Here is a 25,192-nt window from a genome sequence, read left to right as displayed (position 1 = left end):
TCCCTTCTTTCGTCCGGAGGGGCGCGGCTTCTACCTCTTTGCCGCTGCCGCCGTCAACCGGTGACTTATTCAATTTTTTGGGGCCTCGATTTCTTCCGGACAGCGTCACTTCCGCTTCGCTGTCCTGTCGAGGGGGCGCGGCTTCTACTTCGTTGCCGCGTTCTGTGTCAACACCCTGTTTCGCGGCTTCATTCTACCGCTCAGGATCCGACACCGGCCCTGCTTCCCGTGAAGCAGAATCACCCATCCACCACGCCACCGCCCGCCGACTTCCTCCCCCCGAACTCGGGGTCCTGCTCTTCGAGGTCTGATCGGAGGAACCGCTCAAACCCGCGAAGTATTCGGCTTATCCACCAACTGCCCGATCAACGCAAGTACCTAGTAGGCCATCGTGTTCTCAGGAGTCCGTTGCTGCCAGCCCCTGGTGTGTAGGGAAACTCTGGACCCCAAGTCTCCTATTTCCCGCTCTTCTCAACGGGCCGGATCCGCCGGGAGCTTCTCCAGCTTCATCATGGAGAGGTCCACCCTCCCCCTCCGGCAGCGCTCCGCCACCACCACCGAGCGGAGCTCGTGGAAGGCGCGCTCGAAATCATCGTTCACCACGATGTAGTCGTAGGACGCGATCCCTCGCTCGATCTCCGAGCGGGCGGCCAGCATGCGCCGGCGGATCGTCTCGTCCGAGTCCGTCTTTCGATCACGCAGGCGCCGCTCGAGCTCCTCCATGGACGGAGGCAGCACGAACACGAGCACCGCGTCAGGGTGCTTGCGCTTGATTGCCTGCCCGCCCTGAACGTCGATGTCGAAGACGGCCACGCCTCGGCGGGCCCGGGCCTCTTCCACCACCGACTGCGGACTTCCATAGAAGTGGCCGTGGACCTCGGCCCACTCGACGAACTCGCCGCGCTCGATCTTCTGCTGGAAGGTGGCGACGTCCACGAAGTGGTAGTCGACGCCGTCCTGCTCCTTCCCACGCGGCCTTCGCGTGGTGATGCTCACCGAGAAGATGGTGCCCGGCAGCTCCTTGAGCAGCCGGTGGGCCAACGACGTCTTCCCCGCGCCCGATGGCGCGGAGAGGACGAGCAGCAGACCTGGATGGAGGGTGGGCTCGGTCATTCGACGTTCTGCACCTGTTCGCGGATGCGCTCGACCTCGGCCTTCATCGAGACCACGCGCGCGGAGCTCTCCGCGTGCTGGCTCTTGGAGCCCGTCGTGTTCACCTCGCGGTGCATCTCCTGGACGAGAAAATCCATTCGGCGGCCAGCAGGCTCGCTGCTCGCCATGAGGGCTCGGAACTGCTCGAGGTGGCTCGCCAGCCGCGTCACCTCCTCGGCGATGTCCGTGCGCTCCGCGAACATGGCCACCTCCTGCGCCAGCCGCTGCGGATCCACCGCGACGCCTCGGGCGAGCTCGGCCACACGCTCCGAGAGGCGCTGCCGGTAGTCCTCCACGGCCTTGGGCGCGAGCGCCGCCACCTCCCGGCTCCACCCCTCGATGAGCTTCAGGCGAGCGTCCAGATCCGCCCAGATGGCCTCGCCTTCCACCTGGCGCATCTGCTCCAGGGCGGTGAGCGCCTGCTCCAGCGCCCCATGGACGGCCTGGGTGGCCGACTCCAGATCGATTCCCTTCTCCTCGAGCTTCACCACCCCCGGCTGCGTGGCGACCTGCGCCCAGGAGATGTCGGCGGGAGCGCCCAGCGCCTCCGCCAGCTCGCGAAAGGCTCGCGCGTACTCACGGGCGAGGGCCACGTCCACCATGGGTACCGTCCCTGACGCCGTGGCCGTCTGCCGCCTCACGTGCAGTTCCACCGAGCCGCGGGCGAGCCGGTCCTTCACCTGCTTCGTCAGAACGGGCTCCAGCGTGGACAGCTCCCTGGGGAGTCGAGCCTTCACCTCGCAGAACTTGTGGTTGAGCGAGCGCAGTTCGACGGAGAACTCCTCGTCTCCGACGCGCGCACGTCCGGCTCCGAATCCCGTCATGCTCTTGAGCATTGCCCGGTTGGTAGGGGCTTTTCGTCATCAGGTCAAGCCGCCTGCTCGCTTCCCCTCTGGTAAGGTGCGCCCCCCCATGCCCTGGTACAAGCGGCTCGAGTTGTGGGCCAAGCTCCTGCTGGCACTCGTGGCCTCCCTCCTCCTCTGGCGGCCCGGACGCAGACGTCCCGCCGATGCGGTGCTCCCCACCCCCAGGAAGATCCTCCTCGTCCGGCCCGACAACCGCGTGGGCGAGGCGCTCCTCACCACCCCTCTGCTCCGGACCTTGAAGGCCCTGCCCAGTCCCGTCCCCCAGGTGCATGTCCTCGTGCACTCCAAGGTCGCTCGCGCTCTCGCCGGGCATCCCGACGCGGACGCCGTCCTTGCCTTCGACCGCCGGCGGCTGTGGATGGGGCCGCTCGCGCCTGGCATCCGGGCCCTGCGTCGCGAGGGCTATGACACGGTGGTGGATTGCGCCAACTGGGATACTCCTTCCGTCACCTCCGCCCTGATCTCCCGGCTCGTCGGGCCCAACGCGGTGGTCATTGGCCCTCGGGTGTGGCCTGTCCACCTCCTTCACTCCCTGTCGGTTCCCGCTCGTCCCGATACCCGCCGTGAGGCGTCCCAGCGCGCCCACCTGCTCACTCCCCTGACGCGGGGCGGCATCATCGAGACCCTGTCGTTCCGCGAGCCGAACATCACTGACGGCTTCCGCGAGTATCTGCGGCGCGAGGCCAGCGGGCCTTGTGCCGTCATCAATCCGGGTGGACGCCTGGGCTGGCGCCGCATCCCTCCGGAGGCCTTTGCCGCGGCCGCACGGGCGCTGCTCTCCGTCGGGAGGGTGCCCATCGTCACCTGGGGTCCCGGCGAGGAGGCCCTGGCTCAGACCGTCGTGCAAGGCGCTCCAGGGGCACGCATGGCCCCTCGCACCAACCTGGATGAGCTCGCGGCCCTCATGCGTGCCGCTCGGCTCACCGTCACCAACAACACCGGCCCGATGCACCTCTCGGTGGCCGTGGGCGCTCCCACCCTGGGGCTCTTCCTCCGTATCGACATGGAGCGATGGGGACACCCCCAGCCGCCGCACCGCATGGTGGACCTCACTCCCGTGGTCGCGGCCGGCACCGGCCTGGAGGAGCGTGTCTTCGAGGAAGTCCGCTCCTTCGCCACCCACCTCGCCGAAGCTCCGTCAGTGTCTCAGCGGACGTGAGCTTCCCGGGACCAGGTCCGGCACGTCTTCCCGGATGGGCCAGGCAAGCCGACACCGGAGGCACCAGACTTCGCTCCGGTCTTCGTGAAGCTCCAGCGGGCCCTTGCACACCGGGCACGCCAGCACCGCCTTCACCTGCTCGCTCAGCGTCACGGGCGTCCTAGCCTTTCCCGCCCTCGCGACCCGTGCGCCGGGCAATCTCCGTGGTGCTGTGGTTCTTCGGATCCCCCGCGACCGCGGTGCGCCCGCCGTAGGCCCTCACCTCGTCCGCCTCGGGAATGGAGTCCGGCGTGTAGTCCGTGCCCTTCACGTGCAGATCCGGCTTGAGCGCCCGGATGACGCTCCTCACGTTCGATTCGTCGAAGAGGAGCACCCGGTCCGTGCACTCGAGCGCCGCGACCAGCTCCGCCCGCTCCGCCTCCGGGATGTAGGGCCGCCCAGGCCCCTTGTATGCCCGCGTGGAGGCATCCGAGTTCACCGCCACCACCAGCACGTCCGCGAGCGCTCTCGCCCCCTGCAGGTACCGCACGTGCCCCACGTGCAGCAGATCGAAGATGCCGTTGGCCAGGGCCACCGTGCGCCCCTCCGCGCGCCACCGCTCGCGCTCCTCCGCGACCTGGGCCAACGTCCGAATCTTGTCCAGCGTGTTCATCGTGCGCTCCGCAGCTCGCCGAGAAGCTCTTCCCGGGACACCGTGGCCGTCCCCTGCTTCTGCACCACCAGCGCTCCCGCCACGTTCGCCAGCCGCGCGGCCTCTCCAAACGTGCCCCCCGCCGCCAGCGCCAGCGAGAAGGTCGCGATCACCGTGTCTCCCGCCCCCGTGACGTCCACCGCCTCCTTCGCTCCGTGCACCGGGATACTGTCCACCCCGCCTTCCGCGTCGAAGAGCACCATCCCGTGCCGCCCCCTCGTCACCAGCAGCGCGCGGCAACCGAGCCGCTTCACCGCCGCGTGCCCCGCCTCCATCAGATCCGCCTCGCTGCGCACCGGCCGTCCCGAGAGGACCTCCAGCTCGGGCTCGTTGGGCTTGCACACCGTCACTCCCGAGAAGGAGGCCAGCGCGTAGCGGCTGTCCACGCAGACCGGCAGCCCATCCCCCGCCAGCTTCCGCAGCACCTCGCGCACCTCGTCCCCCACCACTCCCGCGCCGTAGTCGGAGACCACCACCGCGTCAGCATCCTTCGCAGCCTCCTCGACATGCCGGGCGAGCATCTTGCGCACGCGCGGCGGGAGCGGTCCTCTCTGCCCTCGATCCACCCGGAGCATCTGCTGCCGCGTGGTGTTGATTCCACCGGCCAGGATGCGCGTCTTCGTTTCTGTTTCGATTCCCTTCGCGCTGGCCGCGCTCAGGCGGATGCCCGCAGCGTCGAATTGCTGGCGCAGCGCTCGCCCCATCTCGTCGGCTCCCAGCACTCCTACCGCGGTCACCTGTCCCGAGAGTGCTCGGATGTTCGCCGCGACGTTCGCACCTCCGCCCAGCTTCACCTCCGAGGACTCGTACCGGACGATGAGCACCGGCGCCTCGCGGCTCACCCGATCCGTCTGCCCGTAGATGTAGTGGTCGGCAACGAGATCCCCGACCAGCAGCACCCTCCGGCGCGCGAAGGTCTGTGGGAGCTGGGGCAGTGCGCGAAACGCACGGGCGGTCGAGGCGGCGGACATGGCGGGCGCTTTGTCCCATAGCCTCCCGCGCCCCTCAAGTCGGCCGGGGCACTGTTCGCGCTCAGAGCAGGCCCAACGCCTTGCGCAGCAGGTCCTCCCCCTCCAGCACTTCCACGCCCAGCCGAACCGTCCAGGCCTCGAACTCCCGGGGCAGACGCACCGCGTCCTTCTCCGTCGTCACCACCCTCGCTCCGTGCCTCGCGGCCCGTGCCTCGACGTCCCGGAGCTCGCTCGCCGTGAACCGATGGTGATCCGGGTAGAGGGCCGCGTCCTGGATGACCGCTCCGAGCTGTCTCAGCGTCCGCAGGAAGTTCCCCGGACGGGCCAGCCCCGCCATGGCCACCACGGGCACCCCTGTCAGCGCCTCCGGTGGATGCTGCGCTCCCGAGGGATCCACCCAGGCCGTGGGCTCGTAGCGCGTCCGGACCTGAGGGCCCGGGAGAGGAGGAAGCCGCGGGCCAGGGGCACTCGCGCTCCGCACCCAGAAGAGCGTGGCCCTTCGCAGCGCGGAGAGCGGCTCTCGCAAGGGGCCTCTCGGCAGCATCCTGCCGTTCCCGAAACCCGCCGCCTCGTCCACCACCACCACGTCCTCGTCCCGCGCCAGACGCCGGTGCTGGAAACCATCGTCCAGCAGCACCACTTCGAGTCCGAACTCGTCTCGGGCTCGCCTTGCCAGCTCGCGTCGATCCGCCCCCACCAGCACCCGGGCCTCCGGGCAGCGACGTGCCAGCAGGAGGGGTTCATCACCCGCTTGCTCGACGGAGGGGAGTGGCTCCGTGCCCGTGAAGGTGAGAGGTTCTGTCGACTGGCGTCCGTAGCCTCTCGTCAGGATTCCCACCTTGCGGCCCGCGCGCACCAGCATCCCCGCCAGGTGCAGCACCGCCGGTGTCTTCCCCGTGCCTCCCACGTTCAGGTTGCCTACCGAGATGACACGGAGCCCCTCCACCAGCTCTCCGCTCAGCACCTGCGCGTCGTAGAGCGCTCCCCGGAGCCGGACTCCCAGCCCGTAACCCCAGGACAGTGCCGTCACAGGTGCCAGCAACAGGCGCCGATTCCAGGACTCAGGCTCGGATGGATAGAAGAGCCGCTCCACTGCCGTGGGCGCGTCTGGCGGCTCTGCTCTCACCAGGCCAGAGCTCACTTCGCGCTCCGCTCCCGCGCGTGCTCGAAGAGCTTTGCCATGTGCTCCGCGTTGCGCCGACTTGCTCCCGAGATCTGGCTCACCACTTCCCGTGCCTGCTCCCCCAGCGCCCCGAGCCGATCCGGCTGTGCCAGCAGCTCCGAGACCTTCTGGAAGAGTTCCTCCGCATCCTTCACCTGGATGCCTCCTCGCCCCTCCAGCACCTGCACGCTGTCCCGGAAGTTGTCCATGTGCGGCCCGAAGAGCACCGGCTTCCCCTGCCCCGCAGGCTCCAGGATGTTCTGCCCTCCCCGCTTCGTGAACGACCCGCCCACGAACACCAGCGTCGCCAGCCGGTACGCTCGCGCCAGCTCACCGATCGTATCGAGCACCACCACCTGCCCGCCCTCCCGGCTCTCCTGCGAGCGCAGCCCCACCGTCAGCCCTGCTTCCCTCGCCAGCGCCGCGATGCGCCCCGCTCGGTCGATGTACCTCGGCGCGATCACCAACCGCAGATCCGGGTAGGTCGGCAGCAGCCGCCGGTACACCGCCAGGAGGTGCTCCTCCTCCCCTTCGTGCGTGCTGCCCGCCATCAGCACCCGCGCGCCTTCCGCCAGCCCCAGCGCGCGCCGCAGCGCCTCGTCCTCCTTCGCGGGCGCCACCGCGAGCGCGTCGAACTTCGTGTTGCCCGTCACCCACACCCGCTCGCTCGGCGCTCCCAGGTTCCGAGCCCGCTCGGCCTCCTCCTCCTGACGCATCAGGAACAGGTCCAGGTCTCTCAGCGGGTTGCCGATCAGCGAGAAGAACAGCCGGTACTTCCCCTCGTTCTTCGGCGAGAAGCGCCCGTTGGTCATCACCACCCGGGCTCCGCTCCGCTTCGCCGCCCGGATCAGGTTGGGCCAGATCTCCGTGTACTCCAGCACCAGCAGGTCCGGACGGATGGCCCGCGCCGCCCTCCTCGTGGCTCCCCAGAGATCGTACGGCGCGTACACCACTCCATCGATCTGCTTCGCCAGCCGGTCCCTCGCCATCAGATAGCCGGTGTTCGTCGTCGTGGAGAGCAGGATCCGACAGCCCGGAAAGCGCTCCCGCAGCGGCCCGAACATCGGCGAGAGCGCCAGCAGGTCCCCCGCGCTCGCTCCGTGGAGCCAGAGCATCGGGCCCGAGCCCTGCGGCAACGTTTCCGGCGCGTAGAAGCCCAGCCGCTGCATCAGCCCATGCCGTGTCTTCCGGTACACCGAGAGCACCGGGAACAGGACCGCGAAGAGCACATAGCTGGCGAGGATGTACAGGAGGCGCATGGGCGCGCCGCGTCCTCTATCAGATGCCCGAGCCTCGCGGCAGCACACGTACCGGACTCGGGACGATCCAGGGCCTCCACTCCGAGCCGAAGAGCCTCCCAGGCGCCAGCACCCACACCTCGAGTTGCACCGCTCCCTCCTCCACCAGCTCGATGGACGTCCCATCCGGTCGCAGCCGGCCCGCTCCCCAGACTTCCACTCGGACGCTCCCAGGTGGGTGCGGCGGCAGGCGCACTGTCAGCACATCTCCGACCCTCGCCTCCCGCTGCTCCGTCAGTGGTCCCTCGAGCGCGAAGCCCGTGGGGTCTCCCAGCGCTCGGAAGGCGCAGAGGGCCTGCCCACCCGCCAGCGCTCGCATGACCTGGGTCTGCGCCGTCCGAGGGTCCGTCGACAGCGGTTCGGAGAGCGCCGCCGGTGGCAGGTACATGGCCAGGGAGCGGAAGACGTCCTCGTAGCGCGGCCACCCGTGCGCGTCATGCGAGCACAGCGCCAGCCGAGACCGTTCGCGGGTGAGTTCGAGCAGCCGCTCCGTGCTCTCGGGCTGCGGCGTCACCAGCAGCATCACCCCGTGCACGGGGTTGCCGAAGTACGCCCCCACCGCAGGGATCAGCCTCGAGAACGGGCTGCGGAGTGCCTCCCGGAAGAACGTGTCCGCCGAGTACAGCTCGAAGCCCCTGGCTCGCCGTGCTCCCTCGGCGTCCCTCCACGGGTTCTTCTTCTGGACCGGGTGCGCCAGCACGCTGACCCCGCCCGCGGCCTCCACCGCGCTCACGCCCTCCTGCCGCGCCCTCGGACCATCCAGCGGCGTCTGCATGCCGAACGCCACCAGGTGTCCGGCGCCCGCGGAGATCTCCACCGCCGGCACCATCAGCACGCCCCCGATGAAGACCGGCTCACGCGGGCCAAAGTCGTTGTGGTCCGTGAGCAGCACGAACTGGAGTCCCGCCGCTCGGGCCGCCTGAGCCACCTCCTCCACGGTTCCGCGTCCGTCCGATCGCGTGGTGTGCACGTGGAAGGCGCCTCGCGGCCACTCCTGCACTCCCTCCCTCGGAGGCACCACCGGGTAGTCGACTCCCGCGGCCGCGCACGTGAAGAAGCCCGCGAACCCCAGCAGCAGCAGCACGAGCCCCAGCAGCGCCCGGAGCAGCTTGCCCACCACCACCGCCGGCCTCACGCCGCCCCCCGCTCGGCTCCCGAGGTCTGCAGGGCCCACAGCGCCGCATAGGCGCCTCCCGCCTGGAGCAGCTCCGCGTGGGTGCCGCTCTCCACGACGCGCCCCGCCTCCATCACATGGATGACGTCCGCTCCCGTCACCGTGGAGAGCCGATGCGCGATGACCAGCGCCGTCCTCCCCGGCAGCACCGCCGCCAGCGCGGCCTGCACCTCCCGCTCGCTCTCCGGATCGAGGCTGCTCGTCGCCTCGTCCAGCACCAGCACCGGTGCACGGGAGAGCACCGCCCGCGCGATGCACAGGCGCTGACGCTGCCCGCCGCTCAGGGTCACGCCTCGCTCCCCGATGCGCGTCTCGTACCCCTCGGGCAGGTTCCGGATGAAGCCGTCCGCGTGGGCCACCCTCGCCGCCGCCTCCACCTCCTCGAGCGTCGCCTCCGGCCGGCCAAAGCGCAGGTTGTCCAGCACGCTTCCCGAGAAGAGCAGCGGCTCCTGCGTCACCAGCGCGAACTGCGCCCTCACGCTCGCCGCCTGGTAGCCGTCCGCCTCCACTCCGTCCAGCAGCAGGTGGCCTGCCTGGGGCTTCTCGAAGCGCAGCAGCAGGGTCGTCACCGTGCTCTTGCCGCTCCCGCTCGGGCCCACCAGCGCCGTCACCTTGCCCACCGGCAGCTCCAGCGTCAGTCCCTCCAGCGCCCGGCGCTGGCCATAGGAGAAGCTCACGGCCTTCAGCTGGAGGCCCTGCCTCAGCGGCGGCGCCGGCTGGACTCCCGGCGGATCCTCCACCGGATGGCGCAGGTCCAGCAGCGCGAAGAGCCGCTCGCCCGAGACGCCCGCCTGCATCGCGAACTGGGTGACCCGGCCCAGGTCCTTCACGGGCTGATAGACGAGGATCACCGCCGTGATCAGCGAGAGCAGCGCCCCCGGCTCCATGGCCTGCGTGGCCGCCGCGTAGGCCAGGGTCCCCGCGAGCGCCGCCGCCGCCAGCACCTCCATCACTCCCGGCACCGCCCCTCGAGCCCACGCCGCGCTCACCACCGCCTTCTCATGCGCCTTCGTGTGCGCCGCGAACCGCGCCAGCTCCGCCGCCTGTCCGTTGAAGGCCTGGATCGTCCGCAGGCCTCCCAGCCCCTCGTGCAGCTGCCCCGCGAGCTGCCCCAGCTGCGTCTGCCCCTCCCTCGTCCTCCGCAGCGCCTTCCGGGTGAGCCGAGAGGCCGGCAGCGCCGCCAGCGGGATGACCGCCAGCATCAGCCCTCCGAACAGCGGGCTCATCGCCAGCGCCACTCCCGCCAGCACCAGCACCTGCAGCGTGTCCCGCAGGTACGAGCCCACCGTGTACATCGCCGCCCACTCCACCGCCGTCATGTCCGTGGAGAAGCGGCTGAGCAGATCCCCCACCCGCTCCTTCGAGAGCTGCGAGGGCGACAGCGCGGTGAGCCGCTGGAACAGCTCTCGCCGCAAGTCCTTCACCACCCGCTGCGCGAACAGCCCCATGAAGTAGAACTGCCCCAGGTACCCCACGCCCTTCACCACCCCGACGAGCACCACCACCAGCGGGAAGCCCCACAGCGCGGCCTCGCGCGGCAGGCTCGACAGCCAGGGCACCGCGTGCGCCCCACCGAAGCCCTCCGTGCCTCCGGACAGCAGGAACTGGAGCGCGGGCCCCATCAGGTACGCGTACGTGCCCGTGCCCAGCCCCAGCACCGCCATGCAGGCGAACGCCGCCACGAGCACGCTCACGTGCGGCCGTGCGTAGCGCAGCAGGCGGAGCAGCACCGCCGACATGCTCATCAGCGGCCCACCTTGCGCAGCGCGGCCTTGGCGAGCTTCGAGTTCGCGTTGAGCTCCAGCACCCTCAACAGCCGCTTGCGCGCCGCCGTCGCATCTCCCAGGTCATTCTCGATGATGGCCGAGATGATCTGCGCCCGCTCCAGCGACGCGTTGAGCGACAGCGCCCGCTTGAGCACCTTCTGCGCCTCCTTGGCTCGATCCTTCAGCGGCCCCAGCGCCGCGTGGTACGTCGCCCACGCCAGGTACGAGTAGTACTCGGGCTCGCGCGGGTTGAGCGCCACCGCCTCCTCGAAGAGCTGGAGCGCCATCCGGTAGTTCTTGCGCCGCAGGTACGACTCCCCGCGGCGGATGAGCACCTCCGCCTCCACGTTGATGGCGTTGACCCGCCCCTTCACCTCCATCTTCCCCAGCACGTACTGCAGGTACGCCTTGCGCTTGTCCTCCGCCGAGAGCACCCGGTACGACGCGGACAGCTTCTCCTGCACCGAGTCGAGCAGATCCTTCAGGTCCGACAGGTCGTACTCGGCGTAGTTGTCCGGGTGAAACTTCATCGCCGTCTCGTGGTAGGCGCGCTCCACCGCCTCCATGTCCGCGGCGATGTCCAGCCCCAGGCTGTGGAAGTAGCTGCTGGTGATGATCTTCACCGCGCCCTCCCGCAGCGACGCCGCCAGCTCCGGCGGCAGTGACTTGCGCTTGCGCGGGGCGATCACCTCCGGCCCCGCCGAGAGCGCCGCCCCCTCCGTGGCCACCGGCGTCGCCGAGAACGTCACCGCCCCCGTGAGCCGCAGGAACCACAGCAGCGAGTACCCGCGCCGCAGGTCGCCTCGCCCGTGCGCCAGCAGATCCCGCAGCAACAGCCGCCCGTTGATCTGCATGGCGATCTTCAGATCGTCCGTGTCCAGCCCCAGCACCTGCAGATCCTTGGCGAACTCCTGCGAGCGCACGGGGAACTCTCCCATGTACCTGCGCAGCGGCGCCGCCAGCACCTTGAGCGGCATCATCCTGCGCGCTCCGTCCAGCACCGGCGCCAGCGCGGGGATGTCCACCGTGGCCACCTCGCGCTGGAACTCGTCCCCCGCGTAGAAGGCAAAGCGCCCCTCGCGCATCCCCACCACCTGGGCCAGACGCGAGCGCGTGTAGTCCCGGAGGATCTCCAGCAGCTCCTCGCCCGCCGCCTCCACCCCCGCATCCGCCAGCGCCGCGCCGATGCGCAGCCCCGAGCCGAGCGCCTGCACGACGATCTCCGCCTGGGCCTCCGTCACGATCCCGCGGTCCAGCAGGAAGCCAGGCAGCGCGTCCTGCCGCGCCGAGGAGTCGCAGCTCACCGCCCCGCCTCGGGCGAAGAAGACCCGACGCGTGAGGTCCCGGTACGCCACCACCAGCACCCCGTCCCGCCGCTGCCGGTAGAGCAGGTGCACCAGCTCCGGCAGCGGGTAGCCCCGGAGCTCCCCCGTCGTCACCGCCGGGCGGGCGAGCATCGCCTGGATGCCCTGCGTGGGCGCCACCGACTCCGCCGCCTTCACCAGCTCGTCGATCCTGGACACCAGCTCGCCCGGCTTGAGCGGGTCCTGCACGTAGGCGTTCACCTTCAGGCCCAGCACCGCCGCCACGCCTCGCGCCTTGCCCAGGTGCCCCTTGTCGATGGCGATGATGGGAACACGCCCACCCTGGCTGTGGTTGCGGATGAGCTGCCCTACATGGGCGCCCTCCAGCCGAGGCAGGTCCACCCCCAGCACCACCACGTCCGGATTGCCCGCCACGAAGTGCTCCATGGCCGACACCGCGTCGGACACCGGACTCACGGTGTAACCGGCCTGGGCGAGCAGCCCGGTGAGGTGCTCGAGCGTGGGGGGGTGGCTCTCGGCGAGCAGGAGCGTCTTCAAGGGCGCCCGGAGTGTACACATTTGCCCGCCCCGCTTCAGTTACGATGCGCGCCTCCGATGAACTCCCCCCCGCAGATCCTCGTCGTCACCGGTGAGGCCTCCGGCGACTCCCACGCCTCCGAGCTCGTCGCCGCCCTCCAGGCCCGGCGCCCGGACCTCCGGTTCTTCGGTATGGGGGGCTCGAAGCTGGCCGCACGCGGCGTGGAGCTCCTCTATGGGGCCCACGAGGTGTCCGTCATGGGCATCACCGAGGTGGTCCCCAAGATTCCCCGCATCCTCCAGGTCCTCCGAGGCATCGCCGCCGCCGCCGCCGAGCGCCGCCCCGTGTGCGCCATCCTCGTGGACATCCCCGACTTCAACCTGCGGCTGGCCCGCAAGCTCAAAGCCCTCGGAATCCCGGTCGCCTACTACGTGTCCCCGATGATCTGGGCCTGGCGCCAGGGCCGGGTGAAGGTCATCCGCCAGCTCGTGGACCGGATGCTCTGCATCCTCCCCTTCGAGGTGGACTTCTATCGGAACTCCGGCGTCGACGCGCGCTACGTGGGCAGCCCCGTCGTGGAGCAGGTCCCCGCCCCCGCCAGCGCCACCGACTTCCGCCAGCGCCTGGGGCTCGCCACCGACGCCCCCACGCTCGCCCTGCTGCCGGGTAGCCGGATGAGCGAGATCCGCCGCCTGCTGCCCACCATGGTGAGCGCCGCGAAGCAGCTGTCGTCCGAGCGCCCAGGCCTGCAGATCGTCGTCCCCGTCGCGCCCACCATCCCGCGCGAGGAGATCGTGTCGCGCTTCGAAGGGAGCGGCCTGTCCCCCCGCCTCATCGAGGGCCGCGCTCCCGAGGTGGTGGGCGCCAGCGACGCGGCCATCGTCGCCTCCGGGACGGCGGTGCTGGAGGCGGGGCTCATGCAGCGCCCGCTGGTGGTCATCTATCGCGTGTCGCTCGTCACCTACCTCGTGGGCAGGCTCATGCTGAAGGTCGCCCATGTGGCCCTGGTGAACCTGCTCGCGGGCCGCCGGCTCGTGCCAGAGCTCCTCCAGGGAGAGATGACGCCGGAGCGCATCGCCTCGGAGGTCCGCCGCGTGTGGGATCCAGGCCCACCCCGGGAGGAGATGCTCCGAGGGCTGGAGGAGGTACGTGGCCGCCTGGGAGGCCCGGGCGCCGCCGAGCGAGCCGCGGAGGCCGTGCTGGAGTTGCTGCCCCCCGCCTCCAAAGTTTGAAGTCATCCCGCCCGTGGCTCTGCTATGTCCCGCCGCGCCATGAACCGAGCGCTGGTCTGCATCCCCACCTACAACGAAGCGGACAACCTGGAGCCCATCACCCAGGCGGTGCTCAAAGCCGAGCCCCGCGTGGACATCCTCGTCGTGGATGACAACTCGCCCGACGGCACCGGGAAGATCGCCGACACGCTCGCGGCGAAGGAGCCGCGCATCCGGGTGCTGCACCGCGAGAAGAAGGAGGGCCTGGGCCGCGCCTACCTCGCCGCCTTCCGCTGGGCGCTCGCCGAGGGCTACACGTACATCATCGAGATGGACGCGGACTTCAGCCACGACCCGCGCTACCTGCCAGCCCTGCTGGATGCCGCCGAGGCCGGCGCGGACCTGGTGCTCGGCTCGCGCTACGTCACCGGCGGCGGCACGGTGAACTGGGGCGTCGGACGGCAGATCATCAGCAAGGGCGGCTCGCTCTACGCGCGCACCATCCTGGGCGTGGGCGTCCATGACCTGACCGGCGGCTTCAAGTGCTTCCACCGCCGCGTGCTGGAGACCATCGGCCTGGACCAGGTGCAGAGCACCGGCTACGCCTTCCAGATCGAGCTCACCTACCGCACGCTCAAGAAGGGCTTCACCGTCCGGGAGATTCCCATCGTCTTCGAGGATCGCCGCGTGGGCCAGTCGAAGATGAGCCGGAAGATCTTCCTCGAGGCGCTCACCATGGTCTGGAAGCTGCGCCTGACCGTGTGACGGGTATGGGCGTCTACCTGACCCATTTCCTCGTCTCGCTCTCCGCCGTCTTCTTCGTGGTGGACCCCATTGGAGTGGTGCCGATCTTCCTGGCCATCACGGCGGGGGACTCGGAGACGAAGATGCGCCGCACGGCGCTGCGCGCCTGCATCGTGGCCGGCGGCCTGCTGCTCTTCTTCGCCATCTTCGGGGGGCTCATCTTCCAGGTGTTCGGCATCTCGCTGGCCGCGTTCCGAGTGGCGGGCGGCATCCTGCTGCTCATCACCTCCCTGGACATGCTCCGCGCACGGCCCTCGGAGACGCGCACCAGCCGCACCGAGGAGCAGGAGGGCGTGGCCAAGGAGGACGTGGCGCTCGTGCCGCTGGCCATGCCCCTGCTGGCCGGCCCCGGCGCCATCGCCAGCGCCATGGTGCTCATGTCCAAGGGCGAGACGCTGCTGATGGCCTTGCCGGTGCTCGCGGCCATCGTGCTCACGTTCGTGGCCAGCTACTTCATCCTGCGCGCCTCGCACCTGGTGCAGCGGGTGCTCCGCAACTCCGGTGTCGCCATCCTCGAGCGCGTGATGGGGCTCATCCTCGCCGCCATCGCCGTGCAGTTCATGGCCGACGGCGCGAAGGACCTGCTGGGGCTCTGATTCCGCCGCGGGCGTCCGCCACAAAATCGAGGCACCTCCGGCCACACTGATGGTACGAGGGCACGGCAGCACCGCCTCGTCCGCCTCGGGTCCCGGTTCCATGAGCGTCTCCCCTCCTCCGTCCTCTCCTCGCGGCGGCTCCGAGCCTTCCGCCCCGACCCGGAGCGCGAGGCTCGCCTGGATCCTTCGCCTGGTGCTCGACGCGGCGGGATGGGTGGTCTGGTTCGCCGCGCTGCGCGCGCTGTGGCGGAAGATGGACCTGCCCGTGGGCTTCTATGACGAGGGCATCCTGCTGACCGATCCCCAGCTCATGCTGGCCGGCAAGGTGCCCTACCGGGACTTCTACTCCAACTACCCGCCCGGCACCTTCATGCTGCTGGCGGCCCTGTTCAAGGTCTTCGGGCCGTCGGTAGCCGTCGAGCGGTGGGTCGGGCTGGTGGCTCGCGCGACCGCGGGGCTCTGGGCCGGGCGGCTCGCCGGGCAGGTGGCGGGGCAGCGCTTCTCGTCCGTCGCGGCGGGCCTGGTCACCCTCTGGCTCACGGTCATCCAGACCGAGGCCTACGCCTATGTCCTCGCGGTCCATGGGGCGCTCCTGGCGCTCGTGCTCGTCATGCACGCCCGGGACAGGGGAAGCCGGGGCGCGTACGTGGTCGCGGGCGTGGCCCTGGGCGCCGTGAGCTGGATGCGGCACGATCTGTTCGGCCTGTTCGCTGCCGCCGCCGCGGCGGGAGTGCTCGCCGTCGCGCTCAAGCAGCGCGCCTGGCGCCCGGAGGTGCGGCCCGCGTGGGCCTGGGCTCCGTGGCTCGCCGCCGGTCTGGCCCTGGCGATCATCCCCTTCTGGGGGACGTGGTTCGTGCTCGCGGGCCCCAAGCTGGTCCTGGATGATCTCGTGTTCGACCAGGCGCGCTATGTGCTGCCCGCGCGTGACCTGCCCATGCCTCCGCTCCTACCGCTGGCGGAGGGCCGCGGACTGCCGTTCCGGCTCCCCGTCGTCATGCATCTGCCGTTCGAGGGCGCCGTGGGCCTCACCCTGCTCGGGCCAGCGCTCGCCGCGCTCGCCGTGGTGTTTCCCGGCCGAACTGGGGCCAAGGGACGGCTCGGAGCGGCGCTGGTCGGGGCCCTCTCGCTCGGAGTCATCCCGCAGATGGTGGGCCGCACGGACATCTTCCACGCCGTCTACACGGTGGCGCCGGCCCTGGTCATGATCGGCGTCTGGGAACTGCGCCTGACCGAGGGCGCCCTATGGCGATGGCCCCTCGCGGTGCTCATCTTCGGCGCGGCCCTGTGCCCCGTCCGCGGCTACATGCTGACGCCTCCGTACCACCCGCCGCCGCAGCCGCCGGGGTTCGAGCGCGCCAGCGGTCGCGAGGTCGCCGCCGCCGGCAGTCGCCTGGAGGTCCTCAAGTTCATCGCGGAGCACACCCGCTCGCCCCAGGATCCCATCTACGTGGGCCTGCTGGACCACAGCTTCATCTTCGTCAACGAGATGGACCTGTACTTCTTCGCCGACCGGGTGGGTGCCACGCGCTACATGCAGTTCGATCCGAACGTCATCAACCGGCTCGACGTCCAGCAGCGCATGGCCGAGGAGATCAAGTCCTCGGGCACACGCGTGGTCATCCTCTCGGGCATCACCGGCCGCTCCTTCGAGCCCAACGAGTCGGTCAATCAGGGCTCGAACTACCTCGACCAGTACCTGCGCGAGCACTTCCACGTGGTCCGCGTGGTACCGCCCTACGTGATGATGCTCCGCAAGGACTGAGCGTCAGTCGCTCGCGGCCACCCAGCCGCCCTCGGCCTTGCGCCGCACCACGCCCTGCGGAGCGCCGCCCATCGACAGCTCTTCCGGGCCGGCTCGACGCGCGTCGTACGCGTAGCCCTCCTTCGTCTCCTCCAGGTACAGCACCAGCCCCTGGCGCCCGAGCTGCCGCACCACGTGGAACTGCTCGTCTCCACACGAGGGCGAGTCCCCCACGAAGAAGCGCTCGAGCATCCCCTGCTCCGCATCGCGCACGAAGACGGCCACCGGGACGGGCGCCTCCCGCCCCTCGGCCTCGAGCTCGCCCATGTGCCGCGAGGGCACCGGCTCGCTCAGCAGCGTGCGGACCAGGGCGCACTTGGCGTCCTCCTCCTGCGCAAGCTGCGCGGAGGGCGTCGTGTGCGCACAGCCCACGACCGCGAGGCCGAGCGTGGTGGCGAGAACGAGTCGGTTCATCCGTCGGTTCCTCCAGGAAGGCATTACAACTTTCTCCACTGCGGCTCGAAGGGAGCGTTCGTCAGCACCGGGTCCTCCACCGAGATGATGTACTCGGCGCGGCGGTTGCCACCCTCGGCGGTCTCGTCGGGCGTCACCACGCGGAGCGCCTGCTCGCCAAAGCCCTCGAAGTAGATGGGCAGCCGGGCGCCTTGCTTGCGGAAGTACGACGCGATGCTGCGCGCCCGCTGCAGGGACAGGTCGCGGTTGGCGGCCGTGTCCCCCACGGTGTCCGTGTGGCCCAGGATGTAGAGGCGCAGCGCGGTGATCCGCTCGTAGCGCGTCACCGCGTCCTCCAGGAGCTTGAGGCTCTTGTCCAGCTTGGCCCGCTCCGCCGCCGGGATCTCCGCGCTGCCCGTGGGGAAGTTCACCTCCTCGTGGGGGATGTCCAGCCGCCACGGGAAGAGCTCCACGCTGGTGTAGAAGTCCGAGGTGTCATAGGCCTGGAGCGAGATCTTCATCACCTTGCCGTCCAGCTTCTGCCAGGTGAGCTCCAGCGGCGTGCCGGCGGGCTCGCCGTTGAACTTCACGGTCCCGTCGAAGGCGTGGCGCCCGGTGTCCATCAGCACCGTCACCTTCGCGTAGCCCGCGGGCCGCGACAGCCGGAAGCGCAGCTTGCGCGCCTCCAGGTCCAGGTCCTCCTTCTTCACGTCCAGCTTGAGCGGCCCCAGCAGCTCCGTGTCGAAGGCCAGCGGCATCGTCCCCGGCTCCACGCCCCGGCCCTTGAAGCGCAGCGTCAGCTCGCCCTCGTAGTGGAACTTCCCCTCCGGCTGCTCCAGGGGGATGGTGCGCGTGGTGCCTGGCTGCCCGGTGCCCTTGAACTCGAACGTCTTCCCATCCGAGCGCTTCAGCTTCACCTCGTAGCCGGCGATGGGCTCCAGGATCTGGATCTCCAGCGACGGCATCCCTTGTCCCAGCGCCATGCGGTTCGAGGCGGAGACCTGGATGGCATCCCCCGCCAGGGCAGGCAGGGAGGCGAGGGCAAGGCAGATCAGGAGGAGGCGAGCAGTCATCGGATCGGCGACCTCGGACATGCCGGGCGAGGGGCAACAGCGTCTCCGCCCGGGAGAATTCCCAGGGGTGCGACGGTAGGACGTCGCTCGAATTCAGGGAATGGGGTCCCCAGCCGCCGCATGTGACGGGCAGCCGACACCTTCACTCCCGCCACCATTTTCAAGGGTGGAGGTTCAGGAGACGCCGACCACGGTGATGTTCTCGGACTCGGCGGCCTTGAAGAGCTGGGGCGCGTCCAGAAGCACCGTGCGGCCAGCCTCCAGCGCCAGCACGCTCGCGCCCACCTCGCGCATGACCTCCAGCGTGCGAGGCCCCGCCGCGGGCAGATCGAAGCGCAGGTCCTGCCCGGGCTTGCAGCGCTTCACCACCACCGCGCCCTTGCCGCCCAGCTTGCCGCCACGGCGGATGGTCTCGTCCGTGCCCTCCACCGCCTCCAGCGCCAGCACGTGTCCGTTGCGCACCACCACCGTCTGCCCCACGTCCGCCTTGCCGAGCAGCGCCGCCACCTCCACCCCCAGCGCCACGTCCTTCTCCTGCGCCGGGTGCAGCGCCGGCCCCGCCAGCAGCCCCACCGGGCAGAGCACCTGGGAGAGATAGTCCGTGGGCGCGACGATCGTCACGCCGTGGGACTCGAAGTAGTCCGCGATGGCGCGCAGCAGCGTGTCGTCCCGGAAGCTGCGCAGCCGCGAGATGATGCGCACCGCGCCCAGGTCCGGCCGAGCCTCCGTCAGCGCCTTCACCCGGCCGATGCCACCCGCCATGGCCGCGCGCGCCACGTGGGCCTTCTGGAAGGTGCGGACGATGCGGTCCACCTGCCCGAGCCGCACCCAGGTGAAGCCCGCCACCTCCGCCTCCAGCGCCGGATCCGTCTCGCCCCGGTGCGCCACGGCGATGACCTCCAGCCCCCGGGCGCGCGCCTCGCGGGCGAAGAGGAAGGGCAGCTGGCCGTTGCCGGCGATGAGGCCGATCCGCTCCACCGCGAGGGCCTACCGCGTCAGCCCGCGCTTGCTCTGGCTGATGAACTCGAGGAGGTGCTCGATCTCCGGCTGGCCGCCGAACTCCGCCTTCAGGCGCGCCACCGCCTCCGCCATCTGCAGCTTGGAGCGGAAGAGGATCTTGTACGCCTCCTTGATGCGGCCGATCTGCGCCTCGCTGAAGCCGTGGCGCTCCAGGCCCACGATGTTCAGCCCCACCAGCTCCGCCCGGTCACCCTGGGCCATGCAGTACGGGGGCACGTCCATCACCACCATGGCCCCGCCCGCCACGAAGGCGTGCTTGCCGATGCGCGTGAACTGGTGGACCGCCGTCAGCCCCGAGAAGATGACGTGGTCTTCCACCACCACGTGTCCGCCCAGCGCGGCGCTGTTGGCCAGGATGCAGCCGTTGCCCACCACGCAGTCATGGGCCACGTGGCTGTTGGCCATCAGCAGGTTCCGGTTGCCAATCCGGGTGACGCCCCCGCCTCCCGCCGTGCCGATGTGCAGCGTGGTGAACTCGCGGATCTGGTTCTCGTCGCCGATGACCAGCTCCGTGTCCTCGCCCGCGTACTTGAGATCCTGCGGCGCGGCGCCCAGGGAGGAGAACTGGAACACGCGGTTGCGCTCGCCCAGCGTCGTACGCCCCTCGATGACGACGTGGGGGCCCACGCGCGTTCCTGCACCAATCCGCACCTTGGGCCCGATGACCGAGAGCGGTCCTACCTCCACCGTCTCGTGGAGCTGGGCGTCCGGGTGAACCACCGCCGTGGGGTGAACCTGAGCCATGCCTTCTCTCCTTCCGTCCCGCCCGCTCAGGGCGCCTGCTCTCCGGCGGCCTGAGTGTCCTTGTCCACCACCGTGGCCAGGAACTCGCCCTCGGCCACCTTCACTCCGTCCACCGTGGCCGTGCCCTTGGTCTTCCAGATGACGCCCTTGTGGCGCAGCACCTCGATGCCCAGTTGCAGCCTGTCCCCCGGGAGCACCGGCTTGCGGAACTTCGCGTTGTCCACCCCCATCAGGTAGGTGACCTTGCTCTCCGGGTTCATGTTCTCGCTCTTGTAGGCGAGGATGGCCGAGGCCTGCGCCAGCGCCTCCAGGATGAGCACCCCCGGCATCACCGGGTGCCCCGGGAAGTGGCCGTTGAAGAAGGGCTCGTTGATGGTGACGTTCTTGTAGGCCGTCAGCTTCTGGCCGGGGACGATCTCCACCACCTTGTCCACCAGCAGGAACGGGTAGCGGTGGGGCAGCAGTTGCTGGATCTCTCGAATGTCCATCACTTGCCCTTCTCCTTCTCGAGGCTCTCCACCCTGCGGCGCAGGGCTCTCACTTCCTTGAGCAGATCTCCCAGCTGCCCCATCGCCGCCGAGGCCTTCAGCCACTCGCGGTGAGGGATCGCCGGACTGCCGGAGACGATCTGCCCGTCCTCCACGTCATGCGCCACTCCGGACTGGGCTCCCACCTTCGCGAGATCCCCCACCCGGATGTGGCCCACCACCCCCACCTGCCCCGCCAGCACCACCCCCGTGCCCAGCTCCGCCGAGCCCGACACGCCCGCCTGCGCGCAGATGAGCGACAGCGGGCCCACCTTCACGTTGTGCGCGATCTGCACCAGGTTGTCGATCTTCGTCCCACGGCCGATGACCGTCTCGCCCAGCGTCGCCCGATCGATGCAGGTGCAGGCGCCCACCTCCACATCATCCTCGATGCGGACGATGCCCGCCTGCGGGATCTTGTAGTGCTGGGGCCCGTCCTCGCCCTCGGCGTCGAACGCGAAGCCGAAGCCGTCCGCGCCCACCACGCACGAGGCATGGAGGATGACGCGCGAGCCCACCACGCAGCGCTCGCGCACCGTGACGTTGGGGTACAGCAGGCAGTCCTCGCCGATGCTGGCGGCCGCTCCCACGTAGGCCCCCGGGTAGAGCACCGAGCGAGCGCCCACGCTGGCGCCCTGCTCCACCGTGGCGCCCGCCATCACCGTGGCCTCCGGGTGGACCCGCGCCTGCGGGTGGATGTACGCCTGGGAGCTGACTCCGGCCGCGGGCCGCGCCGGCGCATGGAAGAGCGTCAGCAGCCGCGCGAAGGCCAGGTGCGGGTTGGGCACCCGGATGAGCGCCACCCCGTCGCGGGGCGGCGCGTCCGAGCCCACCAGGACGGCGGAGGCTCGGGTCGTCTCATACTGACGGCGGTACTTCGTGTTGCCGTAGAAGGACACATCCCCAGGGCCCGCCTCGGCGAGCCCGTTGAGGCCATGGATCAGCAGGCCGGAGTCTCCGAGCAGCTCGCCCCCGACGTGGGTGGCGAGCTCTCCGAGCCGGCGCGGCGTGGACGCGCGGTTCACGGCGGTCAGCGCCCCTACTTCTTCGGCGCGTCCTTCGCGACCGGGGCATCCTTCGGCGCCGGGGCGGCCTTGGGCGCCGGAGCGCTCTTCGGCAGGGCGTTGTAGCTGCGCATGACCTCGTTGGTGAGATCGTACTGCGTCTGCGCGTACACCAGGCCCGAGTCACGCTTCTCGAAGATGAAGGTGAAGCCGTCGCGGCGGGCAATCGACTCGATGACCTGATCGATCTTGCCGATGATGGGCTCCATCTCCTGGCGCTCGCGGTTGGCGGCCTCGGCGCGGTAGCGGTCCCACTTCTGGGTCAGGTCGATGACCTTCTTCTGGAGCTCCGAGGCCTTCTGCATGCGCGTGTCCTCGCTCATCGCGCTGGCCTGCTTGTCCAGGAGCTCCTTCTCCTTGCGAAGCGACTCCTGCTCCTTGTCGATCTCCTTCTGGCGGTCATCGAGCCACTTCTGGAGACGAGTCTTGGCGGACTTGCCGTCTTCCACCTCGAGGAGGACCCGCTGGTAGTCCACGTAGCCCAGCTTCATGTTCTGCGCGGAGGCAGCGAGCGGGAGGGCGAGCGTCAGGGTGGCGGCCACGGCCGCCAGGGTGCTTCGAAGCGACATGTCAACGGCTCCTAAGGGGGTGTTACTGGCTCCGACGTCCGTCCCCAGCGGTTCTTCAACACCCCCCTGGGTAGGGGGGCGCCCGGAGCACCGGGCAGGACGCCTTATCAGAAATCAGAAGAAGTTGCCGATGGTGAACTCGAACTGGTAGGCCTCATCTTCCGGCCGCCGGGTCAGCGGGAATCCCCACTCGAAGCGCAGGGGACCGACTGGAGAGAACCAGCGGAACCCGAAGCCCACGGAGTGGAAGAGACCGAGCGGCACCTTGTCCTGCCGGTCCTGGAAGAAACGCTCGTTGGCACCGAAAGCATTTCCGGCGTCGTAGAAGAGCACGCCGCGGATGCCGGCCTTCTCGAAGACGGGGAACTCCAGCTCGAGGTTGAGGATGAGCTGCTTGTTGCCGCCGGTGCGGAACTCGGTGACGGTGGCGTCCGGGTTGTCCGAGCGCGGCACCGTGAGCGAGGGGCTGATGCTGCGCAGGAAGTAGCCGCGCACGGTGTTGATGCCGCCCAGGTAGTAGAGCTCCGAGATGGGCAGCGGGTTGTCCGCGTCGAGCTGCTGGATGTAGCCCACCGTGGCGTTCGTCTTGAAGACGAAGCCCAGCGGCATGGGGAAGTAGAGGCGCGAGTACGCCGTGTAGCGGGTGAACAGGAAGGTGCCACCCAGCAGCGCCGGAGCGAACTCCACCGAGCCGTAGTGGATGAACCCGCGCGAGGGGAAGAGGCGGTTGTCGCGGCGATCGAAGGACAGCGACAGGCGCGCGGCGCTGGTGACGCCGCTGAGGAACTGGTTGGCCAGCAGCACCGCGCCCAGCGAGGAGCTGGCCTCCACGTCCACGTACTCGCGCGTGTAGCCGATGGTGCCCAGCACGTCGTCCACGAACTGGTAGCCCAGCGAGATGCTGCCGCCGGTGGATCTACGGGTGAAGCCGTCGTAGTCCGAGTCCACCCGGTAGAAGTCCGCAGACAGCAGGTACTGGGTATCCAGGAAGTACGGATCGTAGAACGAGAGCTGGACGAGCGAGCGCAGGCCGGAGATCTGCGCGGAGGCCGAGACGCTCTGGCCCCACCCCAGGAAGTTGTTCTGGGACACCTGGGCCGTGAAGATGAAGTTCTCCACGTTGGAGAAGCCCAGGCCCACCTGGAAGGTGCCCGTGGCCTTCTCCTTCACCTCCACCTGGAGGACGATCCTGTCGTCCGCGCTGCCCGGCTTCTGGGTGATGTCCACCGTCTCGAAGAAGCCCAGCGCGGTGACGCGCTCGCGGCTGCGGCGCACGCCCGTGCCGCTGTAGAGCTCGCCCTCGTACACGCGCAATTCGCGGCGGATGACCCGGTCACGCGTCTTGCTGTTGCCGATGACGTCGATACGCTCGATGGTGACCTGCGGGCCCTTCTGGATGTCGAAGGTCAGGTCCACCGTCTTGTCGTCCGCGTTCACCGAGGTGACGGGGTTGATGTTCGCGTAGGCGTAGCCCTCGTCGTAGTAGACGTCCGTGAGGGCCAGGATGTCCTGGGAGAGCTTGGTGCGGTTGAAGCGCTCCTTCGGCGTGGTGGTCATCTTCTCCGCCAGGCGCTCCCTGGGGACGATGAGGTCGCCGCCGAAGTCCACCTTGCCGATGTCGTACGGCTCGCCCTCCGTCACCTTCATGGTGATGAAGATGAAGCGCTTGTCCGCCGACAGGGAGATGACGGGCTTGTCGATCCGGACGTTGATGAAGCCGTGATCGTAGTAGGTGCCCTGGATGACCTGCAGGTCGCGCTGGAAGGCCTCCTCGCGGTAGGTGCCCTCGCCGGTGAGGAAGGAGAAGTAGCCGCCCTCCTTGGTGATCATCACGTCCTTGAGCGCGGTGGGCTTCACCTGCTGCGCCCCGATGAAGGTGATCTCCTTCACCATCACCTTGGCGTGCTCGTTGATGACGAAGATGACGTCCACGTTGGCGCCGTTGTCGACCAGTTCGAGCTTGTGCGTCACCTCCGCCAGGAAGAAGCCCTTCTCCACGTACTTCTCCTGGATCTTCTTCACCGTGGAGCGCACGGCGTCCATGTCCAGGATGGTGGCGGCCTTGACGTCGATCTGCTCCTTCAGGTCGTCGTTGTTCAGCTCCTCGTTGCCAACCAGGCGCACCGCGCGCACGGAGGGCCGCTCCTGCACGCGGACCACGTAGGCCACGCCCTTGGGAAGCTGCTGCACCAGCAGCTGAACGTCCGTGAAATAGCCCAGCCCCCAGACGGCCCGGAGATCCTCGGCCGAGCGGAGCGGATCGTAGAGGGCGCCCTGCTTCGTCACGAGGGCCCGGCGGACGGCCTCGGCCTCGACGCGGCGGTTGCCCTCGATGCGGACCTCGATGACGCGCGTGCCCTCGTCCGCCGCCGGCTCGTCCACGGGGGCATCCTCGGGAGGAGTGGTGGGCGCAGGGGCCTGGGCTCCCGTCGCGGGAGGCGTGGCGGGCGCACCCGTCTGTGCCTGCGCCAGCGCGCGGCACGGAACGAGCGCCCACAACGTCAGCGCCAGCAGCGGAAGCAGAGTCTTGTGCGACAGAACGGGAGACCTCAAGGGGCTATCGGCCTGTAAAGGGCGGGGCAATCTACGGGATAGGTTCGGCGTCCCTCAATCCAAAAGCGCGGACAGAAAGTCAGGCATCCGTCACCTGCCCGCCTGCAAGGCGTAGCCGGCGCGGCATGGAGCGAGCGAGCGTCTCGTTATGGGTGACCACCACGGCGGTGATGCCCAGGTCCCGGTTCACGTCCCGGAGGAGCTGGTGGATGCCCTCGCCGGTGGCCGGGTCCAGGTTACCGGTCGGCTCGTCGGCCAGCAGGATGGCGGGCTGGAGCACCAGGGCGCGCGCCAGGGCCACGCGCTGGGCCTCGCCGCCCGACAGCTCGCCGGGCCTGTGGTCCACGCGGGCGCCCAGCCCCACCCGCTCCAGCAGCTCGCGGGCCTTGGCGTACGTCTTGGACCGGTCCATGCGCTGGACGAGCGCCGGCATGGCCACGTTCTCCAGCGCGGTGAACTCCGGCAGCAGGTAGTGGCTCTGGAAGACGAAGCCGATGGTGCGGTTGCGGAACTCGGCGATCTGCGCGTCGTTCATCGCGAAGACGGAGCGCCCCTCGAAGAGCACCTCGCCGGCGGCCGGCGCGTCCAGCGTGCCAATCACGTGCAGGAAGGTGCTCTTGCCCGCGCCGGAGGGGCCCACCAGGCTCACCAGCTCGCCGCGCTCGATGTCCAGCGACACGGCGCGCAGCACGTCGATGCGCTTGCCGTGCAGGAAGTAGCTCTTGAAGACGTTGCGGATGGAGAGGAATGACATCG

The 25,192-nt window shown here is 69.5% G+C and carries 24 protein-coding genes; 5 read left to right on the top strand and 19 right to left on the bottom strand.

Going from position 1 to position 25,192, the window contains the following annotated elements; translation table 11 throughout:
• Positions 1-471: 471 nt before the first annotated feature.
• Positions 472-1,113 (bottom strand): guanylate kinase, encoded by a 642-nt coding sequence (gmk, locus tag KY572_RS42775; RefSeq protein WP_224249538.1) that lies wholly within the window; start codon positions 1,111-1,113, stop codon positions 472-474.
• A complete protein-coding gene (locus KY572_RS42770) occupies positions 1,110-1,988 on the bottom strand; it encodes a YicC/YloC family endoribonuclease (protein ID WP_224249537.1) in 879 nt (292 codons plus the stop codon). The genes gmk and KY572_RS42770 overlap by 4 nt, the downstream gene beginning before the upstream one ends.
• Before the next feature lie 76 nt (positions 1,989-2,064).
• Here KY572_RS42770 and KY572_RS42765 point away from each other — a divergent pair, with 76 nt between their 5' ends.
• Positions 2,065-3,177, top strand: coding sequence for a glycosyltransferase family 9 protein (locus tag KY572_RS42765; RefSeq protein WP_224249536.1), 1,113 nt, complete (start codon positions 2,065-2,067; stop codon positions 3,175-3,177).
• Here the strand turns inward: KY572_RS42765 and KY572_RS47975 are convergent.
• The 8 genes from KY572_RS47975 to KY572_RS42725 all read right to left on the bottom strand — a co-directional run bounded on the left by KY572_RS47975 (position 3,157) and on the right by KY572_RS42725 (position 12,122).
• Positions 3,157-3,303: a Trm112 family protein gene (locus tag KY572_RS47975; RefSeq protein ID WP_317987975.1), complete on the bottom strand. Its 147-nt coding sequence runs from the start codon at positions 3,301-3,303 to the stop codon at positions 3,157-3,159. The genes KY572_RS42765 and KY572_RS47975 overlap by 21 nt on opposite strands.
• Positions 3,304-3,337: 34 nt before the next feature.
• On the bottom strand, positions 3,338-3,829 hold the full coding sequence (locus KY572_RS42755; protein ID WP_224249535.1) for an adenylyltransferase/cytidyltransferase family protein: 492 nt from the start codon (positions 3,827-3,829) through the stop codon (positions 3,338-3,340).
• On the bottom strand, positions 3,826-4,839 hold the full coding sequence (locus tag KY572_RS42750; protein ID WP_224249534.1) for a bifunctional heptose 7-phosphate kinase/heptose 1-phosphate adenyltransferase: 1,014 nt from the start codon (positions 4,837-4,839) through the stop codon (positions 3,826-3,828). Before KY572_RS42750 ends, KY572_RS42755 begins: the two co-directional genes overlap by 4 nt.
• A 61-nt stretch (positions 4,840-4,900) precedes the next feature.
• Positions 4,901-5,980: a tetraacyldisaccharide 4'-kinase gene (lpxK, locus tag KY572_RS42745; RefSeq protein ID WP_224249533.1), complete on the bottom strand. Its 1,080-nt coding sequence runs from the start codon at positions 5,978-5,980 to the stop codon at positions 4,901-4,903.
• The gene (locus tag KY572_RS42740) at positions 5,977-7,260 is read right to left on the bottom strand and encodes a 3-deoxy-D-manno-octulosonic acid transferase (RefSeq protein WP_224249532.1); all 1,284 of its coding nucleotides are present in this window, start codon (positions 7,258-7,260) and stop codon (positions 5,977-5,979) included. Before KY572_RS42740 ends, lpxK begins: the two co-directional genes overlap by 4 nt.
• 19 nt (positions 7,261-7,279) lie before the next feature.
• Positions 7,280-8,434, bottom strand: a complete 1,155-nt coding sequence (locus KY572_RS42735; RefSeq protein ID WP_224249531.1) for a PHP domain-containing protein — start codon at positions 8,432-8,434, stop codon at positions 7,280-7,282.
• Positions 8,431-10,212 (bottom strand): ABC transporter ATP-binding protein, encoded by a 1,782-nt coding sequence (locus KY572_RS42730; protein ID WP_224249546.1) that lies wholly within the window; start codon positions 10,210-10,212, stop codon positions 8,431-8,433. Before KY572_RS42730 ends, KY572_RS42735 begins: the two co-directional genes overlap by 4 nt.
• 5 nt (positions 10,213-10,217) lie before the next feature.
• Positions 10,218-12,122 carry a DUF4388 domain-containing protein gene (locus KY572_RS42725; RefSeq protein WP_224249530.1) on the bottom strand — a complete coding sequence of 635 codons (1,905 nt, stop codon included), beginning with the start codon at positions 12,120-12,122 and terminating at the stop codon, positions 10,218-10,220.
• A 36-nt stretch (positions 12,123-12,158) separates the two neighbouring features.
• Here KY572_RS42725 and lpxB point away from each other — a divergent pair, with 36 nt between their 5' ends.
• The 4 genes from lpxB to KY572_RS42705 all read left to right on the top strand — a co-directional run bounded on the left by lpxB (position 12,159) and on the right by KY572_RS42705 (position 16,454).
• Positions 12,159-13,313, top strand: a complete 1,155-nt coding sequence (gene lpxB / locus KY572_RS42720) for a lipid-A-disaccharide synthase (protein ID WP_224249529.1) — start codon at positions 12,159-12,161, stop codon at positions 13,311-13,313.
• 39 nt (positions 13,314-13,352) lie between these two features.
• Entirely contained in the window at positions 13,353-14,057 is a 705-nt protein-coding gene (locus tag KY572_RS42715; RefSeq protein WP_224249528.1) for a polyprenol monophosphomannose synthase, read from the top strand.
• A 5-nt stretch (positions 14,058-14,062) separates the two neighbouring features.
• The gene (locus tag KY572_RS42710; protein WP_224249527.1) at positions 14,063-14,692 is read left to right on the top strand and encodes a MarC family protein; all 630 of its coding nucleotides are present in this window, start codon (positions 14,063-14,065) and stop codon (positions 14,690-14,692) included.
• 100 nt (positions 14,693-14,792) lie between these two features.
• Positions 14,793-16,454, top strand: coding sequence for a hypothetical protein (locus KY572_RS42705; RefSeq protein ID WP_224249526.1), 1,662 nt, complete (start codon positions 14,793-14,795; stop codon positions 16,452-16,454).
• Between the two features lie 3 nt (positions 16,455-16,457).
• Here KY572_RS42705 and KY572_RS42700 read toward each other — a convergent pair whose 3' ends face one another.
• The 9 genes from KY572_RS42700 to KY572_RS42660 form a co-directional block, all read right to left on the bottom strand.
• Positions 16,458-16,907: a hypothetical protein gene (locus KY572_RS42700; protein WP_224249525.1), complete on the bottom strand. Its 450-nt coding sequence runs from the start codon at positions 16,905-16,907 to the stop codon at positions 16,458-16,460.
• 23 nt (positions 16,908-16,930) lie between these two features.
• Complete coding sequence (locus tag KY572_RS42695) at positions 16,931-17,959, bottom strand: OmpA family protein (RefSeq protein ID WP_224249524.1); 1,029 nt, start codon at positions 17,957-17,959, stop codon at positions 16,931-16,933.
• 174 nt (positions 17,960-18,133) lie between these two features.
• On the bottom strand, positions 18,134-18,937 hold the full coding sequence (locus KY572_RS42690; protein WP_224249523.1) for an LpxI family protein: 804 nt from the start codon (positions 18,935-18,937) through the stop codon (positions 18,134-18,136).
• A gap of 9 nt (positions 18,938-18,946) precedes the next feature.
• Positions 18,947-19,723: an acyl-ACP--UDP-N-acetylglucosamine O-acyltransferase gene (gene lpxA, locus KY572_RS42685; RefSeq protein ID WP_224249522.1), complete on the bottom strand. Its 777-nt coding sequence runs from the start codon at positions 19,721-19,723 to the stop codon at positions 18,947-18,949.
• Positions 19,724-19,749: 26 nt separating this feature from the next.
• Complete coding sequence (gene fabZ, locus KY572_RS42680) at positions 19,750-20,211, bottom strand: 3-hydroxyacyl-ACP dehydratase FabZ (protein ID WP_224249545.1); 462 nt, start codon at positions 20,209-20,211, stop codon at positions 19,750-19,752.
• A complete protein-coding gene (lpxD, locus tag KY572_RS42675) occupies positions 20,211-21,275 on the bottom strand; it encodes a UDP-3-O-(3-hydroxymyristoyl)glucosamine N-acyltransferase (RefSeq protein WP_224249521.1) in 1,065 nt (354 codons plus the stop codon). Before lpxD ends, fabZ begins: the two co-directional genes overlap by 1 nt.
• A 14-nt stretch (positions 21,276-21,289) precedes the next feature.
• A complete protein-coding gene (locus KY572_RS42670; RefSeq protein ID WP_224249520.1) occupies positions 21,290-21,883 on the bottom strand; it encodes an OmpH family outer membrane protein in 594 nt (197 codons plus the stop codon).
• Positions 21,884-21,997: 114 nt separating this feature from the next.
• A complete protein-coding gene (gene bamA, locus KY572_RS42665) occupies positions 21,998-24,436 on the bottom strand; it encodes an outer membrane protein assembly factor BamA (RefSeq protein ID WP_224249519.1) in 2,439 nt (812 codons plus the stop codon).
• A 79-nt stretch (positions 24,437-24,515) separates the two neighbouring features.
• Positions 24,516-25,190: an ABC transporter ATP-binding protein gene (locus tag KY572_RS42660; RefSeq protein ID WP_224249518.1), complete on the bottom strand. Its 675-nt coding sequence runs from the start codon at positions 25,188-25,190 to the stop codon at positions 24,516-24,518.
• Positions 25,191-25,192: the final 2 nt, after the last annotated feature.

Source organism: Hyalangium gracile (genome assembly GCF_020103725.1).
GTDB classification, from domain to species: Bacteria; Myxococcota; Myxococcia; order Myxococcales; family Myxococcaceae; genus Hyalangium; species Hyalangium gracile.
Note: the sequence above shows the minus strand (reverse complement) of the source record. Positions and strands in the feature narration are given on the sequence as shown.

Bases quoted from the DNA above. Each gene is read 5' to 3' on its own strand.
- gmk (WP_224249538.1), bottom strand. From the start codon at position 1,113: ATGACCGAGCCCACCCTCCATCCAGGTCTGCTGCTCGTCCTCTCCGCG.
- KY572_RS42770 (WP_224249537.1), bottom strand. From the start codon at position 1,988: ATGCTCAAGAGCATGACGGGATTCGGAGCCGGACGTGCGCGCGTCGGA.
- KY572_RS42765 (WP_224249536.1), top strand. From the start codon at position 2,065: ATGCCCTGGTACAAGCGGCTCGAGTTGTGGGCCAAGCTCCTGCTGGCA.
- KY572_RS42755 (WP_224249535.1), bottom strand. From the start codon at position 3,829: ATGAACACGCTGGACAAGATTCGGACGTTGGCCCAGGTCGCGGAGGAG.
- KY572_RS42750 (WP_224249534.1), bottom strand. From the start codon at position 4,839: ATGTCCGCCGCCTCGACCGCCCGTGCGTTTCGCGCACTGCCCCAGCTC.
- KY572_RS42740 (WP_224249532.1), bottom strand. From the start codon at position 7,260: ATGCGCCTCCTGTACATCCTCGCCAGCTATGTGCTCTTCGCGGTCCTG.
- KY572_RS42730 (WP_224249546.1), bottom strand. From the start codon at position 10,212: ATGTCGGCGGTGCTGCTCCGCCTGCTGCGCTACGCACGGCCGCACGTG.
- KY572_RS42725 (WP_224249530.1), bottom strand. From the start codon at position 12,122: ATGTGTACACTCCGGGCGCCCTTGAAGACGCTCCTGCTCGCCGAGAGC.
- lpxB (WP_224249529.1), top strand. From the start codon at position 12,159: ATGAACTCCCCCCCGCAGATCCTCGTCGTCACCGGTGAGGCCTCCGGC.
- KY572_RS42715 (WP_224249528.1), top strand. From the start codon at position 13,353: ATGAACCGAGCGCTGGTCTGCATCCCCACCTACAACGAAGCGGACAAC.
- KY572_RS42710 (WP_224249527.1), top strand. From the start codon at position 14,063: ATGGGCGTCTACCTGACCCATTTCCTCGTCTCGCTCTCCGCCGTCTTC.
- KY572_RS42705 (WP_224249526.1), top strand. From the start codon at position 14,793: ATGAGCGTCTCCCCTCCTCCGTCCTCTCCTCGCGGCGGCTCCGAGCCT.
- KY572_RS42700 (WP_224249525.1), bottom strand. From the start codon at position 16,907: ATGAACCGACTCGTTCTCGCCACCACGCTCGGCCTCGCGGTCGTGGGC.
- KY572_RS42695 (WP_224249524.1), bottom strand. From the start codon at position 17,959: ATGACTGCTCGCCTCCTCCTGATCTGCCTTGCCCTCGCCTCCCTGCCT.
- lpxA (WP_224249522.1), bottom strand. From the start codon at position 19,723: ATGGCTCAGGTTCACCCCACGGCGGTGGTTCACCCGGACGCCCAGCTC.
- fabZ (WP_224249545.1), bottom strand. From the start codon at position 20,211: ATGGACATTCGAGAGATCCAGCAACTGCTGCCCCACCGCTACCCGTTC.
- KY572_RS42670 (WP_224249520.1), bottom strand. From the start codon at position 21,883: ATGTCGCTTCGAAGCACCCTGGCGGCCGTGGCCGCCACCCTGACGCTC.
- KY572_RS42660 (WP_224249518.1), bottom strand. From the start codon at position 25,190: ATGTCATTCCTCTCCATCCGCAACGTCTTCAAGAGCTACTTCCTGCAC.